Source organism: Ramlibacter alkalitolerans (assembly GCF_016722765.1).
GTDB lineage: Bacteria > Pseudomonadota > Gammaproteobacteria > Burkholderiales > Burkholderiaceae_C > Ramlibacter > Ramlibacter alkalitolerans.
Genome location: NZ_JAEQND010000009.1, coordinates 1 through 14,991, shown reverse-complemented (window position 1 = coordinate 14,991; position 14,991 = coordinate 1). Strand labels below are relative to the sequence as shown.

Genomic DNA, 14,991 nt, shown 5'->3' with positions numbered 1-14,991 from the left:
GAGTATGTCAGGACGCCGGGCGCGGCGCAGGCACTTTCGCGATCAGCCAGTCGGCGAAGGCGCCCAGGTCCTGGTGGACGCGGGTGTGCGCGGGATAGCTGTCCGGTAGCGGCTGGCCCTTGAGCGAAGCGGCCCGGCCGGTGAGCACCAGGTGCGGCAGGCAACCGACGGCCACGCCCGCGACCAGGTCGCGCGGCGTGTCGCCCACCACCGGCACGGTGCGCAGGTCGACGCCGAAGCGCTCGCCGATCTGCTCGAACAGGCCGGGGTTGGGCTTGCGGCACTGGCAGCCTTCGTCCGGCCCGTGCGGGCAGTAGAACACCGCGTCGACGCGGCCGCCCAGCGCCGACAGCGCCTTGTGCATCTTGGCGTGGATGGCGTTCAGTGACGCCACGTCGAACAGGCCCCGCCCCAGCCCCGACTGGTTGGTGGCGACGGCCACGTGCCAGCCGGCGTGGTTCAGGCGCGCGATCGCCTCGAGCGCACCGGGCAGCGGGATCCACTCGGCGGGCGATTTCACGAACTCGTCGCTCTCATGGTTGATGGTGCCGTCGCGATCGAGGATGACGAGTTTCATGGCGGCGGCGGGGCGTTTACTGGGCAAGGCGGGACAGGTCGGCGACCCGGTTCATGGCCTGGTGCAGGGTGGCGAGCAGGCCCAGGCGGTTCAGGCGCAGGTCGGCTTCCTCGGCGTTCACCATCACGTCGTCGAAGAAGGCGTCGACCGGGCCGCGCAGCGCCGCCAGCGTCTGCAGCGAGCCGGTGTAGTCGCCGGATTCGAACTGGCTGCGCGCTTCCGGGGCGAGCCGCTGGGTGGCCGCATAGAGCGCCTTTTCGGCGTCCTCGCGCAGCAGCTGTTCGCTCACGTGTGCATCGGCCTTGTCGGCCTTCTTCAGGATGTTGCCGATGCGCTTGTTGGCCGCCGCCAGCGCCTGCGCTTCGGGCAGCGCCGCGAAGGCCCGCACGGCGGCGAGCCGCCGGGGCACCTCGCCCAGGCGCTGCGGCCGCAGGGCCAGCACGGCGTCGACTTCGTGCGCGCTGAAGCCCTGCTCGCGCAGCAGGCCGGCGAGGCGCTCGTAGATGAAGTCCACCAGCTGCGCCTGCGTCCCGGGCTGCGCCTGGGGGAAGGCCGCCAGCGCCTGCTGGACCAGGTGGTCGAGCGACAGCGGCAGGTCGCGTTCCAGCAGCATGCGCACGATGCCCAGGGCATGGCGGCGCAGCGCGAACGGGTCCTTGTCGCCGGTGGGCAGCTGGCCGATGGCGAACAGGCCGGCCAGGGTCTCGAGCTTGTCGGCCAGCGCCACCACCACGCCCACGTCGTTGCGCGGCAGGCCGTCGCCGGCGAAGCGCGGCCGGTAGTGGTCCTCGATCGCGATCGCGATCGCGTCGCCCAGGCCGTCGTGGCGCGCGTAGTAGCCGCCCATGATGCCCTGCAGCTCGGGGAACTCGCCGACCATGTCGGTCAGCAGGTCCGCCTTGGCCAGCTGCGCCGCCGTGTCCGCCTGGCGCGCCAGCAGGTCGCCGCCGACCTGGGCGCCGAGCACGTTGGCGATCGCCCGCACGCGCTCGATGCGTTCACCCTGGGTGCCCAGCTTGTTGTGATATACGACCTTCGCCAGGCCGGGCACGCGCGACTCCAGCGTCTTCTTGCGGTCCTGGTCGAAGAAGAACTTGGCGTCGGCCAGCCGCGGGCGCACCACGCGCTCGTTGCCGCCGGTGACCGCGCTGGCGTCCTGCGGGCGGATGTTGCTCACGACGAGGAACTGGTGGGTGAGCTTGCCGTTCGCGTCCAGCAGCGGGAAGTACTTCTGGTTGGCCTTCATCGTGAGGATCAGGCACTCCTGCGGCACTTCGAGGAATTCGGTCTCGAACGCGCAGGTCAGGACATTGGGACGCTCGACGAGCGCCGTCACTTCGTCCAGCAGGGCCTCGTCCTCGATGGGGCGGACGCCGCCGCCCACGCGCGCGGCGGCCTCCTGGAGCTGCCGCACGATCTCCGCACGGCGCTCGGCGAAGCTCGCGATCACTGCGCCGTCGCGCGCCAGCGTCGCGGCATAGCTGTCCGCGTCCTGCAGCACGATGTCCTCCGCCGCCGCCTCGAAGCGATGGCCGTGCGTGGTGCGGCCGGCCTGCAGGCCGAGCGCCTGCACGGGCACCACGTCGCCGCCATGCAGCGCCACCAGCGCGTGGGCCGGGCGCACGAACTTGACGTCGGTCCAGCCGTCGGCGAGCTGGTAGGTCATGACCTTGGGGATCGGCAGCCTGGCGATGCTCTCCTGCAGCGCCTTCTGCAAGCCGTCGGCGAGCGTCGCGCCTTTGGCCGTGCTGTCGTAGAACAGCGCCTCGGCCTTGCCGTCCATGGCGCGCTTGAGTTGCGGGACCGCGGAGGCATCGGCACCCAGCGCCTGCAGCTTCTTCAGCAGCGCCGTGGTGGCGTTGCCGCTCGCATCGAGGCCGACGCTGGCCGGCATCAGCTTCTGCGAGATGGCCTTGTCCGGGGCCTGCGGGGCCACGGCGGTGATGTGCGCGGCCAGGCGGCGGGGGGAGGCGAAGGCGGTGAGCTGCGATTCACCGCTCGCCAGGCCCTGCGCCCTGAGCTGCTCCAGCAGCACGCCGGCGAAGGCGTCGCCCAGCTTCTTCAGCGCCTTGGGCGGCAGTTCCTCGACGAACAGTTCGACCAGCAGGTTCTTCAGCGTCATGTCAGGCGGCCTTCTTCTGCAGTTCGGCCACCCACTCGCGCGGCGCCATCGGGAAGCCCAGGCGCTCGCGGCTCTCGTAGTAGCTCTGGGCGACGCTGCGCGCCAGGTTGCGGATGCGGCCGATGTAGGCCGCGCGTTCGGTCACGCTGATCGCGCCCCGCGCGTCCAGCAGGTTGAAGGTGTGCGCCGCCTTGAGCACCTGCTCGTAGGCGGGCAGAGCGAGCTGCTGCTCCATCAGGTGCTTCGCCTGCTTCTCGTGGGCGGCGAAAGCGGTGAACAGGAACTCGGCGTCACTGTGCTCGAAGTTGTACGCCGACTGCTCCACCTCGTTCTGGTGGTACACGTCGCGGTAGGTGAGGCCTTCGGTCCACTTGAGGTCGAAGACGTTGTCGACGCCCTGCAGGTACATGGCCAGCCGCTCCAGCCCGTAGGTGATCTCGCCCGTGATCGGCTTGCAGTCGATGCCGCCCACTTGCTGGAAATACGTGAACTGCGTGACCTCCATGCCATTGAGCCAGACTTCCCAGCCCAGGCCCCAGGCGCCGAGCGTGGGGTTCTCCCAGTCGTCCTCGACGAAGCGGATGTCGTTCTTCTTCAGGTCGAAGCCGACGGCCTCCAGCGAGCCGAGGTACAGCTCCAGGATGTTGCCCGGCGCCGGCTTGAGCACCACCTGGTACTGGTAGTAGTGCTGCATGCGGTTGGGGTTCTGGCCGTAGCGGCCGTCCTTGGGCCGGCGGCTGGGCTGCACGTAGGCGGCCTTCCACGGCTCGGGGCCGATGGCGCGCAGGAAGGTCGCGGTGTGCGAGGTGCCCGCCCCGACTTCCATGTCGTAGGGCTGGAGCAGCGCGCAGCCCTGGGCGTCCCAGTACGACTGCAGCTTCAGGATCAATTGCTGGAATGTGAGCATAGGCGGCGGGACGCCCCGTGCGACGCCCCGTGTCGGCGCGGGCCGGCGGCCCGCGGAGCCTTCCATTTTAGGGCTGCGGGCGCCGCCGGCCGGCCCAGGCGGCCCATAGCATCGCGGCGAGCGCGAGGATCCACAGCGGCGCCAGGCCGACCCGGCTCACCCAGCGCGCGTAGGGCGTGAACGCCGTGCCGCCTTCGACCTCGCCGACCAGCACCCCGCGCGTGTGGCGCGGCAGGGCATGCGTGACCTGGCCGAAGCGGTCGATGATGACGGTGGCGCCGGTGTTGGTGGCGCGGATCATCGGCCGCTCGAACTCCAGCGAGCGCATGCGGCTGATCTGCAGGTGCTGGGCGATCGCGACCGTGTCGCCGAACCAGGCGATGTTGCTCACGTTGACGAAGATGGTGGGCGCCGTGGCAGGGTCGGCGAAGCGCGCGCCGAGTTCCTCGCCGAACAGATCCTCGTAGCAGATGTTGGGCGCGAGGCGCTGTCCCTGCCAGGTGAACGAAGGCTGGCCGACGTCGCCGCGGTTGAAGTCGCCCAGCGGGATGTCCATCATGCGCGTGAACCACTTGAACAGCGGCGGGATGAATTCGCCGAAGGGCACCAGGTGGTGCTTGTGGTAGCGGTAGCTGGCGTCCCCCGGCCGGAAGCCCATCACCGAGTTGGTGTAGCCGTCGTCAAAGTTGCCCAGCGGGATGCCGACCAGCGCAGCGCGCTCGCCGGTCGCGAAGGCGTCCCGCAACGCCGCCAGGTAGCCCTCCGGCAACTGCGCCGGCAGCAGCGGGATCGCCGTTTCGGGCGCGACCACCAGTTGCGCCTTGGTGTCGCGCAGCCGCGCGCCATACCACTCCAGCGCGAGCGGGATGCCGGAGCCGCCTTCGAACTTCTCGTCCTGCGGGATGTTGCCCTGCAGCAGGCCCACCTGCAGGCGCGGCCCGCCTGGCGAGGGCGGCGGCGCATTCGCCGTGTGCACGTTGCAGGCGGCCAGCAGGCCGGCGGCCGCGGCGAGCGCCACCCAATAGCGCCAGGAACCCTGCGCCGGTCGCCGCGCCAGCGTCGTGAGCAACCAGGCCAGCCAGGCCGCGACCAGGCCGATCCCGTACACGCCGAGCCACGGCGCCAAGGGAGCCAGCGGCCCGTCCACGTGGGCGTAGCCGCCCGCGCCCCAGGGAAAGCCGGTGAAGAGCGTGCCGCGCAGCAGCTCCGCGCCCAGCCAGAGGCACGCGAACAGCACGCCATCGCGCCAGGGCGGGCCGGCCACGTGCCGCCACAGGCCGGCCGCCAGCGCGTAATACAGCGCCAGGAAGCCTGCGAGCAGCAGCACCGCGGCCACGGCCAGCGGCGCCGCCAGGCCGCCATACACGTGCATCGAGATGAACAGCCACCAGAAGGTGGCGGTGAGCCAGCTGGTCGCGAACACCCAGCCAAGGAGCGCGGCCGACTTCCACCCGGGTGCGCGCCGCAGCAGCGCGACGAGCCCCGCGAGCGAGAGCAGCTGCAGCCACCATTGCGGCTGCCCGTTGCCGGGCCAGGCGAGCGACAGCGCCTGCAGGAGGCCGGCGAGCGCTGCGAGGACGAAGGGCGCCAGGCGGACCGCGCGCGGGCTCAAGCCGGGCCGCCGTCCGGCTCGGCGGGGCTGACCTTGAACCAGCGCACCGCGCCGCCCTTGGTGTGCAGCACCACGAAGTTCAGCCCGCCCAGGACGACGGATTCGCCGCGCTTGGGCACGTGGCCCATCTCGTGCGCGATGAGGCCGCCGATGGTGTCGAAGTCGTGTTCCTCGGCCTCTTCGGACATGTCCAGCTTGACGCCGAAGGCTTCGTTCACGCGCTCGATGGAGGTGTCGCCGCTCACCCGGTAGGTGCGGTCGGCCAGCCCGAAGATATCGCCCTCGTCCTCGACGACGTCGAATTCGTCCTCGATGTCGCCGACGATCTGCTCCAGCACGTCCTCGATCGTGATCAGCCCGGCGACGCGGCCGAATTCGTCGATGACGATCGCGAGGTGGTTGCGATTGCCGCGGAATTCGCGCAGCAGGTCGTTCAGGCCCTTGGTCTCGGGCACCAGCGCCGCCGGCCGCAGCAAGGCGCGCAGGTTCAGGTCCGGGGCGCGCTGCAGCTTCAGCAGGTCTTTCGCCAGCAGGATGCCGATGATGTTCTCGCGGTCACCCTCGTAGACGGGGAAGCGCGAATGCGCGGTGTCGATCACGAGGTGCAGGATGTCCTCGTAGGGCGCGTCGATGTTGATCAGGTCCATGCGCGGCGCGGCGACCATCACGTCGCCTGCCGTCAGGTCGGCCATCCTGATCACGCCCTCGAGCATCACCCGCGACTCGGGGCCGATGATGTCGTTGTCCTCGGCGTCCGCCAGGGCTTCGATCAGCTCCTCCTTGGAATCGGGGCCCGGGTGGATGAACTCGGCAACCTTTTGCAGGAAGGTGCGCTTGTCCTGCTTCTCTTGCGCAGCGCGCGCAGGGTGAGGGTCTGACACAGCCGGGACGGCGGGGAGTGGAGGGACCGATAGGATACCGGATTGGCTGGGCTCGCTGACTCAGCCGCGCCGGGAGGCTGTTCGCAGTGGAGCGCCCGCGCGCTCAGCGGCCGCTCTTGGCGCGCGCCGCGATCGCGCCGCGCCGCGCTTCCTGCAGGCCGGCCAGCAACTCGAGGAAGGTGCGGGCCTGCTTCTTCAGGCGGTAATCGACCTGCGCCACCTGCTCGTCGACGACTTCCGTCATGCGGCTGTCCAGCGTGGCCGGCGGCAGGCGCAGGTAGGCCTCGGTCTCGCTGCCGTCGCGCTCCAGGGTGGCCCCGGCGTGGCGGGCGATCTTGATCATCGCCGTGTTCTCGGACAGCGCGTGGATGAACATCAGCTCCACGCCTTCGTTGCGGGCATGGGTGACCGCGCGGTCGAACAAGCGCGTGCCATAGCCGCGCCCGCGCGCCTCCGCCAGCACGGAGACGCCGAATTCCGCACCCGGCGGCGTGCCCGGTTCGCTCGGAATGAAGGCCAGGTGCGCCATGGCGATCAGTTCCAGCTTGCGGTTGAAGATGCCGAAGATGTCGTCGCGATCGAAATTGAGCTGGTCGACGTAGCGGCGGATCTGTTCGTCGTTGGCGGCGTAGCCGAAACGCAGGTAGCGGTCGTGCGGTTGCAGCGCCAACAGGTGCGCCGAGATGCGCCGGCGATGCCCGGCGCCGAGGGAGCGGATCGGGACGATCCGCGAGGGGCGGGAGGGTTGCTGTTCGGCCATGCCCAAATGTAAGGGTTTCCCCTGACATTGAGGAGATCCATGTGCTGAAAACCCCACAACCGACTGCACGCTGCGCGCCCTTCGGACGGACGAGCCTTGCGCCGCCCGTCGAACGGCGTGATACAAGTAGCCACACTCCTGCCGCTCCACCCCTGGATGCCCGCTGCATGACAGACGCGCCAAGGCTCACACGCACCACCAAGATCATCGCGGTGGCGGACGTCGTCGAATCGGTTCGCCTGATGGAGCAGGACGAGCAGGAGTTCATCGCGCGCTGGCAGGGCTTCGTCGGCTTCGTGCAGCAGCGGCTGGCGGCGGAGGGCGGCCGCATCCACAAGAGCCTCGGCGACGGCCTGATGCTGGAATTCTCGGATGCGCAAGGCTGCATCCGCTGCGCACTGGCGATGCGGGCCTGGTTCGCGGAGAGCAACGAGCGGCTTCCTCCGGAAGACCAGGTGCAGTTGCGCATCGGCGCCCACCTGGCCGACTACGTGGCGGATGCCTACGACATCTACGGCACCGACGTGAACCTGGCCGCGCGCATCGCCTCGCTCGCCGGCCCGGGCGAGATCGTGATCTCCGCCGCCCTGCGCGAGCACCTGGGGGCACCGGCCGGCCTGGTGCTGCAGGACCTCGGCACCTGCCACCTCAAACACGTTCGCGAGCCGGTGCACGCCTTCCGCATCGGGGAGGCGGGCGAGGCGCCCGTGATGCCCCTGCGGCGGCTGGCGACCCATTCGCTGCGGCCGACGGTCGCGGTGCTTCCATTCGGGATGGAGTCGCCGACCGCGCAGGGGCTGACCGGCGAGGCGCTGGCCGACGACATCGTGGCCGCCCTCGCCGGCAGCGAGCACCTGCAGGTGGTTTCGCGCCTGTCGACCGCCCAATTCGGCGGCGGCAAGGCCGATCTCGCGGAACTGCGGCGCAACCTCGGTGCGCACTACGTGCTCGATGGTCGGGCCCGCGGCCCCGCCGCCGACCTTTCGCTCTACATCGAGCTGGCGGATGCGGTCAGCGGCCATGTCGCCTGGGCGCAGACCTTCCACGGACCGCTGCGCGGAGCGGATCTCGGCGAAGGCAGGCTGATGCGGCAGGTGGTGGCCGCGGTCCATTCGGCGGTGCTGCGCCACGCGCTCGATCGCTCGCGGGAGGCGGTGCTGCCTGCCCTCGACGGCCATACCCTGCTGCTGTCCTCGATTGGCCTGATGCACCGGCTGGCGCCCGCCGACATGGACCGCGCGCGCACGATGCTGGACCACCTCGTCGAGCGGGGCCGCGGCCAGCTCGCCCCGCACGCCTGGCTCGCCCACCTGCATGTGCTGCGGCTGCGGCAGGCCGGCGCCGGGCCGGCCGGCAGCGACGGCCAGGCAGCGCGCCAGCACGCGGCCGCCGCCCTGCGCTGCGACCCCGGCTCCGTGCGGGCGCTGGCGGTGCAGGGCCAGGCCTGGCTCCATGCCGCGCAGGATGCCGAGGCGGCGCAAGAGTGCTATGCCCAGGCGCTCTGTGGCCGTCCGGACGACGCCCTGGCGCTCGTCCTGCAGGCGGAACTGCGGGCGCTGCAAGGCCTGGGCGCCGCCGCGCAGGAACTGGCCGCGCGCGCGATGGCATGCTTGCCACTGGAGCCTATGCTGCCCCTGTTCGAGGGGGTCGTCGCCCTGGCCGCGCTGGTCGCCGGCGATGCGGCGGGCGCCCTGGCGTCCGCCCGCCGGGCGGTGGAGCGCAATCCGCAGTACCTGCCGGCCCTGCGCACTCTGGTGGTCGCCCAGGTCCTGGATGGACGGCTGGTGGAGGCGCACCGCACGGCGGCTCGGCTGGCGGCGCGCGAGGCGGACTGGGGAGCGAGCGCTTGCGTGCCGCCGCTGCCGGCCTTCAGCAGCGTCGCGGCGCAGTACGCCGAGGCGCTGCAGCGCGCCGGCAGGCCGCCGCCCTGAGCACCTACCAGCGGGCCGGCAGCTTCTTCTTCAGCGTGATCCGCTTGATCCCGAGTTCGACGTAACCGCCCTTTTCCAGGTCCTTCAGGAGGCGGCTGACCATTTCACGCGACGCGCCCACGCGGCTGGCGATCTGCTGGTGGGTGATCTGCGTAAGCTGGATCGGCGCAGCCTGGCTGGCCGGCCCCTGCTGGCCTTCGAGCGTGTGGATCACCCGCCCGTACACATCCAGCAGCGCCATCTGGCGCGCGATTTCGGTGGCGGAGCGGGCCCGCCGGATCACCCGGGCGACCAGGGCCAGGGCGAACGCCGGCTCCTCCTCCAGGTGCTGCTGCACCGCGGCGCGGGAGACGAGCGAACACAGGGTGGTCTCGAGTGTCATGACCGAGGCGGAGCGCGGACCACCATCGAGCGACATCTCCCCGAAGTAGTCGCCGGCGCTGATAGTGCCGTAGGTGATCTCGCGGCCGTTCTCGTCGGTGGCGTAGACCTTGACCTGCCCCTGCAGCAGGACGAACAGGGAGTCGCCCGTGTCTCCCTCGTTCAGCACGATGCTGTTCTTGCGATAACTGCGCAGGATGCCCCGCGCGGCCAGGCGCCCCAGCGAGGGCTCCAGGCCGGCGATCAGCTTCTCCTGCTCCGTGGCGATGCGCGACACGGCCATGTCCACCCCCCTCGAGTGAGAGAAAACTCTAGCACGAGAGCCGCCGAGCTGGCGGCATGCCAGCCTAGTGCAGCGGGTCTTGCAGGTACGTCGCCCCCAGCGGAGGCAGGACGGCGACCTGGCCGACGAGCGCCCGCACGCCATTCGAGCGCGTCTTGGCGCACAGGCTGCGGACGTGGCTGCGCACAGTGGAGACGGCCACATTGAGCTGCGCCGCGATCTCAGGGGCGGAAAAGCCCTGGCACAGGATGCTGAGGACCTGTTCCTCCGTCGGCGTGAGCCCGTGGCTGCGCGCGAAGAAGCAGAGCATGAGGGCGTCGCAGACCGAGGCCCTGGAAAGGAACAGCGCGATCGGCGCGCTGGCGCGCGGCTGCTGACCCCGCAGGGGAACGACGGCGATGCTCAGGCGGCCGTTGCCCGAGCGCAGCGCGATCAGGCTGCGCAAGCCCGTATCGGCCTTTTCCAGCGCCTGCAGCAGCACGCGGGATTGCCTGGCGTCGGTGGTCTGGAGCTGCCCTTCGTGCAAGATCAGCGCCTCGCGTCGGGCCAGTTCGTGCCGTGCCGCCTGGTTGGCATGCAGCAGCTGGCCGGTGGCGGACGCGACCAGCACGCCGTGTGCCAGTTCGTCCATGATCAGCGCGAACCCGCTGTTGGCGGGCTCGAGATCGCGCCGCGGCGCCAAGCTGGCGCCTTTGTTCATGCTTTCGTTCATTTATCTCACCCCCTGGACGCGGAGGGTTGAAAACATTCGTATTGCTCCGCGTCAGGCACAGCTTAAAAAGCGGCACAGCAGGGCAGTTAGCTATTTTCAGGACTCCGACCTGTGACGGATTTACCTTGACGGGCCCCGTCGATCTCGCACAGGAGGTCCATGCAGCCCTGGAGCACCTGCGGATGGAAGGCGAGCGCCACGTGCGGCTGGCCGCCGACGTAGCGGTTGTCGGCGTGTTCCAGTGCCGCGGTGGCGGCCGGAAACACGATGTTGTCGCAGTTGGAGTACCAGCAAGTGGTGGGCGGCAGGGCGTGGCGCGCCTCGTGACGGGCAAGCTCGCGGACCCAGTCGCTCTGCAGGCGCATCTGGCGTCCATTGGGCGTGCGGCTGAAGCGCCCCATCCACGTGCCGCCATGGGGACTCGCGATGGTCACGAGTCCAGCGAGCGGGCGGCCGGCCCCCTGCGCTCGCCACCAAGCCCGCGCGGCCAGCCCCCCCATGCTGTGGCCGATGACGAGTGCCGGCCGGCCGGTGCACTGTTCCACCTGGCGCACGGCCTGCTCCACGATGGGGGCGTAAGCGTCGATGGGCGCGTACACCGGCTCGAGGTTCACCGCGACGTACGCGCGCCCCTGCGCGCGCAGCTTTCGCATCCACGCATTCCAGAAGCCGCGATTGCACATGAACCCGTGCACGAGGACCACGCCCGTGCGCCCCTTGCCTTCGGCAGCCAGGTGGTCGCCGACGGTACGCCAGCGGAAGGGCTGGCGCCACCAGAAGGCCGCGAAGAGGTGGGCGCTCTCGGCCAGCCACGCGCGCAGCATCTGCAGCGCAGAGGGGGGCGGCACGCGGGCGTCGGATCTGTTGATGGCCGCGGAGAGCGCAGCCTCGATCGCGAGGACGAGAGGACCGAGCGCCGCGATGACTGCGATGCCGCCGAGTGCCTCCCACGTTGAAACCGGCCATCGCCAGGCCGCCCACTGCGCGGCGGCTGCAAGTTGCGCGCACACCGAGGACTGCAGCAGGCGCGCGAGGCTCGAGTGGCGCGGCATGCTGGAAGTATCCCACGCAGGGCAGCGGCCGGCGGCCGGGGATCGCTAGACTCGGCGCCGTGAAGAACGCTGCCGAAACGATCCGCCAGGCCGTCGCCGAGGTCGAAGCGCTGCGCCGCGAAAGCCGGGAGCTGCCCGAGATCGGCGCCGCCGTCACCAGCGTGAAGCGGCTGCAGGCGCGGCGCTTCGCGGGCACCTACGCCGACTTGCTCGCGTCGGGAGCGTATGGCGCCGCCGCGCGCTTTTTCCTGCAGGAGCTGTACGGCGAGCGCGACTACGCGGAGCGCGACGCGCAGTTCGCACGCATCGCCGGCGCGGTGGAGAAGCTGTTCCCGAAGGACGTGGCGGAGACTGCATCGGCACTGGCCCAGTTGCACGCGCTGACGGAGTCGCTCGATCATGCGGTCGCCCGCGCGATGGCCCCGCACGCAAGCGATGAAGTGTCCGCGTATGTGCAAGCGTGGAAGGTGGTGGGCCGGCGCGCGGATCGCCAGCGGCAGCTCGAAACCGTCGTCGCCATCGGCTCGGAACTGACGCGCCTGACGCGCCTGCCCGGCTTGCGCCTGATGCTCAGGATGATGCGCGCCCCGGCATCGGCCGCCGGGCTCGGCGCGCTGCAAGGCTTTCTCGAATCGGGCTTCGACACCTTCGCTTCCGTGGCACGCGATCGCGGCGGCGCCGAGCGCTTCCTGCAAACCATCCGCGAGCGCGAGCAAGTGCTCATGGAAAGGATGTTCGAAGCCGACGTTGTCGCTTGCGAGACGGAGCTGCGGCGTACCTTGGGACAAGCCCGCTAGCGCCTGCGCGCTGCCCTCCGAGAATCGGCTGAAGGAGCTCATCACGATGGAATCCAGGCCCTGGCTGCAAAGCTATCCACCCGGCGTGCCGCACGACATCGATCCGTCGGCCTACGCTTCGCTCACGCAGCTGCTGGAGGAGTCCTTCCGCGAGCACGCGCAGCGACCCTTCTCCGTGTGCATGGATCGCTGGATGCGCTACGGGACGCTGGATGCGCACTCGCGCGCGCTCGGCGCGTGGCTGCAGGCCAGGGGATTGGAGCCGGGCGCGCGGGTGGCGATCATGATGCCGAACGTGCCGCAGTTCGCGGTGGCGATGGCCGCCGTGCTGCGGGCCAGCTGCGTCTGCGTGAACGTCAATCCGCTCTACACCGCGCGCGAACTGGAGCACCAGCTGAAGGATTCCGGTGCGAGCGCGATCATCATCCTGGAGAACTTCTGCCATACGCTGCAGGAGGTGATCGCGGACACGCCGGTGCGGCACGTGGTGCTCACCGGCATCGGCGACCTCCTGGGCGGCTGGTACGGTCGCTGGATCACGTTCGCCGTGCGGCACGTCGCCCGGCTGGTCCCCGCATTCCGCCTGCCTCTCACCGAAGGCCGGACCGTCACTCCCTTGCCCCAGGCGCTGCGCGAGGGGGCCCGCCAGACGCTGCGCCCGGTGGAGCAATCGCGCGATTCCGTCGCCTTCCTGCAGTACACGGGCGGGACGACGGGCCTGGCCAAGGGCGCCGTGCTCACGCATGGCAACGTGGTGGCCGCGATCCTGCAGGCCCAGGCCTGGTTCACGCCGGCGCTCGCACGGGTCGGCGAGACCCATCGCATCAACAGCATCGCTGCGTTGCCGCTGTATCACATCTTCGCCCTGACGCTGCTGTTGCTGGGGGTGCGCTGGGGCGCGCATCTGACGCTGATTCCGAATCCGCGCGACATCGGCAAGTTCGTGGAAGTGCTGAAGAAGCGGCCGTTCCACATCCTTCCTGCGGTGAACACGCTGTTCAACGCCTTGCTGCAGCATCCGCAGTTCCGGTCGGTCGATTTCTCGCCCTTGTGCGTGTCTCAGGCGGGCGGCATGGCGGCATCGGAAGGCACGGCGCGCCTGTGGCAGCAGGTCACCGGCTCCGTGATGGTCGAGGGCTGGGGAATGAGCGAGACCTGCGCGATCGGCACCAACAACCGGCTCGACTCCACCGTGTTCTCGGGGACCATCGGTCTGCCGCTGCCGGGGATCGATATCGCGATCAAGGACGACGCGGGGCGCTCGCTCGCGCTCGGCGAAGCGGGTGAGATCTGCATCCGCGGCCCGAACGTGACGGCCGGCTACTATCGACAACCGCAAGAGAATGCGAAGGCATTCACCGCCGACGGTTACCTGCGCACCGGCGACATCGGCATCATGGACGCGCACGGTTTCACCCGCATCGTCGATCGCAAGAAGGACATGATCCTGGTCAGCGGCTTCAACGTGTACCCCAATGAGCTGGAGAACGTGGTCTCGACCTGTCCGGGGGTGGTGGAGTGCGCCGCGGTCGGTTTGCCCGACGAGAAGCAGGGCGAGGCCATCAAGATCTACGTGGTGAAGAACGATCCGACGCTCACCGAGGAAGAAGTGGCGCATCACTGCCGCGAGAACCTCACCGGCTACAAGGTGCCGAAGTACATCGAATTTCGCGACGAGCTGCCGAAGACGAACGTGGGCAAGATCCTGCGGCGTGAGCTGCGCACGAGCCGCTGAGGCCTTGGCTTTGACGATTTCAGGGATGGACTCGCTTCCTTCGGGCGTTCTCGTTCTCGAACGAGGCTGGCTGTCCGCGAACATCATCGTTCTGCGCGGTGCGGACGAAGCCGCCGTCGTGGACAGCGGCTACTGGACGCACTCGCCAATGATGCTGGATCTCGTCGCACAAGCGGTGGGGGATCTGCCGGTCACGAAACTGGCCAATACGCATCTGCACAGCGACCACTGCGGCGGAAACGCGGCCCTGCAAGTGCGGCATCCGGCGCTCCGCACATGGATTCCGCCGGGACTCGCAGACGCCGTGCGTGCGTGGGACGAGGTGGCGCTGTCCTATCAGCCAACCGGACAGCATTGTCCGCGCTTCAAGTTCGACGGCACGCTGGCGCCGGGAGGCGAGATCTTGCTCGGTGCGTCGAAGTGGCAGGTGCACGGTGCACCCGGTCACGACCCGCACTCCGTTGTCCTTTTCGAGCCGGAGTCGCGGACGCTGATTTCCGCGGACGCACTGTGGCAGAACGGCTTCGGCATTGTCTTTCCGGAACTGCACGGCGAACCCGGGTTCGATGAAGTGGAGGCGACGCTGGGCCACATCGAGCGCCTCGCGCCGCGGGTGGTCATACCTGGTCACGGACCGGTGTTCACCGATGTCGTCGGCGCCATCGGGCGCGCGCGCACCCGCCTCAGTGGGTACCGAGCGGATCCAGCGCGCCATGCCTTGCACGCGGCCAAGGTGCTGCTCAAGTTCAAGCTGCTCGAGCTCCAGCATGTGCCCCTGAAGGACTTCACAGCGTGGGCCAAAAGCGTGCCCTACTTCCTGCTGGTCCACGACCTGTGGTTCGCCGGGCAACCGCTGCAAGAGTGGCTTGTCACAGTCATCGGGGAATTGGTGCGCGCCGGCGCTGCGAAATCCGACACGGAGTTCCTCGCCAACGTCTGATCACGTGGGCCCGCAAAAACAAAAGGCCCGGCATTGCTGCCGGGCCTTTGTCGCTATTACAGCCTGACGATGTCCTACTTTCACACGGGAATCCGCACTATCATCGGCGCAGAGGCGTTTCACTGTCCTGTTCGGGATGGGAAGGAGTGGGACCACCTCGCTATGGTCATCAGGCATGACTTTTTGCCCTGCTGCAGCTGGTGCAGCAAGACCAATTCATAGAGTCTTGTCAGCTTGGTGCTTTCGCACCGGTTTTGATTGCGTTCAACCCTGGCATAACACCTTGATCTGCAGCATCGGC

13 protein-coding genes and 1 rRNA gene are annotated in these 14,991 nt (G+C 69.2%); 4 read left to right on the top strand and 10 right to left on the bottom strand.

The features are described from left to right. Window positions 1–7: 7 nt before the first annotated feature. The 6 genes from gmhB to JI746_RS16560 form a co-directional block, all read right to left on the bottom strand. The gene (gene gmhB, locus JI746_RS16585; RefSeq protein WP_201691043.1) at window positions 8–577 is read right to left on the bottom strand and encodes a D-glycero-beta-D-manno-heptose 1,7-bisphosphate 7-phosphatase; all 570 of its coding nucleotides are present in this window, start codon (window positions 575–577) and stop codon (window positions 8–10) included. 16 nt (window positions 578–593) lie between these two features. Further along, window positions 594–2,699 (bottom strand): glycine--tRNA ligase subunit beta, encoded by a 2,106-nt coding sequence (gene glyS / locus JI746_RS16580; RefSeq protein WP_201691041.1) that lies wholly within the window; start codon window positions 2,697–2,699, stop codon window positions 594–596. Window position 2,700: 1 nt separating this feature from the next. After that, on the bottom strand, window positions 2,701–3,606 hold the full coding sequence (gene glyQ, locus JI746_RS16575) for a glycine--tRNA ligase subunit alpha (protein ID WP_201691039.1): 906 nt from the start codon (window positions 3,604–3,606) through the stop codon (window positions 2,701–2,703). Window positions 3,607–3,673: 67 nt separating this feature from the next. Continuing rightward, entirely contained in the window at window positions 3,674–5,218 is a 1,545-nt protein-coding gene (gene lnt, locus JI746_RS16570; protein WP_201691037.1) for an apolipoprotein N-acyltransferase, read from the bottom strand. Next, window positions 5,215–6,099 (bottom strand): HlyC/CorC family transporter, encoded by an 885-nt coding sequence (locus JI746_RS16565; RefSeq protein ID WP_201691035.1) that lies wholly within the window; start codon window positions 6,097–6,099, stop codon window positions 5,215–5,217. The genes lnt and JI746_RS16565 overlap by 4 nt, the downstream gene beginning before the upstream one ends. Window positions 6,100–6,202: 103 nt before the next feature. Then, window positions 6,203–6,859, bottom strand: a complete 657-nt coding sequence (locus JI746_RS16560) for a GNAT family N-acetyltransferase (RefSeq protein ID WP_201691031.1) — start codon at window positions 6,857–6,859, stop codon at window positions 6,203–6,205. Window positions 6,860–7,026: 167 nt separating this feature from the next. Between JI746_RS16560 and JI746_RS16555 the strand changes: the two genes are divergently transcribed. Next, complete coding sequence (locus JI746_RS16555) at window positions 7,027–8,790, top strand: adenylate/guanylate cyclase domain-containing protein (protein ID WP_201691030.1); 1,764 nt, start codon at window positions 7,027–7,029, stop codon at window positions 8,788–8,790. Window positions 8,791–8,794: 4 nt separating this feature from the next. On the opposite strand, the gene JI746_RS16550 is transcribed toward JI746_RS16555, so the two are convergent. From JI746_RS16550 to JI746_RS16540, 3 genes are all read right to left on the bottom strand, one after another. Beyond that, complete coding sequence (locus tag JI746_RS16550) at window positions 8,795–9,454, bottom strand: Crp/Fnr family transcriptional regulator (protein WP_201691029.1); 660 nt, start codon at window positions 9,452–9,454, stop codon at window positions 8,795–8,797. Between the two features lie 64 nt (window positions 9,455–9,518). Next, window positions 9,519–10,154 (bottom strand): helix-turn-helix transcriptional regulator, encoded by a 636-nt coding sequence (locus JI746_RS16545; protein WP_201691028.1) that lies wholly within the window; start codon window positions 10,152–10,154, stop codon window positions 9,519–9,521. Window positions 10,155–10,252: 98 nt separating this feature from the next. Further along, window positions 10,253–11,218, bottom strand: a complete 966-nt coding sequence (locus tag JI746_RS16540) for an esterase/lipase family protein (protein WP_201691026.1) — start codon at window positions 11,216–11,218, stop codon at window positions 10,253–10,255. 59 nt (window positions 11,219–11,277) lie between these two features. Between JI746_RS16540 and JI746_RS16535 the strand changes: the two genes are divergently transcribed. Genes JI746_RS16535 through JI746_RS16525 form a run of 3 tightly spaced genes read left to right on the top strand, consistent with a single transcriptional unit; the run spans window position 11,278 to window position 14,690 of the window. Continuing rightward, the gene (locus tag JI746_RS16535) at window positions 11,278–12,015 is read left to right on the top strand and encodes an FFLEELY motif protein (protein WP_201691025.1); all 738 of its coding nucleotides are present in this window, start codon (window positions 11,278–11,280) and stop codon (window positions 12,013–12,015) included. A 46-nt stretch (window positions 12,016–12,061) separates the two neighbouring features. Further along, complete coding sequence (locus JI746_RS16530) at window positions 12,062–13,750, top strand: AMP-binding protein (RefSeq protein ID WP_201691021.1); 1,689 nt, start codon at window positions 12,062–12,064, stop codon at window positions 13,748–13,750. A gap of 25 nt (window positions 13,751–13,775) precedes the next feature. Further along, complete coding sequence (locus JI746_RS16525) at window positions 13,776–14,690, top strand: MBL fold metallo-hydrolase (RefSeq protein ID WP_201691019.1); 915 nt, start codon at window positions 13,776–13,778, stop codon at window positions 14,688–14,690. Window positions 14,691–14,751: 61 nt separating this feature from the next. Here JI746_RS16525 and rrf read toward each other — a convergent pair. After that, window positions 14,752–14,864 (bottom strand): 5S ribosomal RNA (gene rrf / locus JI746_RS16520). Between the last annotated feature and the right edge of the window lie 127 nt (window positions 14,865–14,991).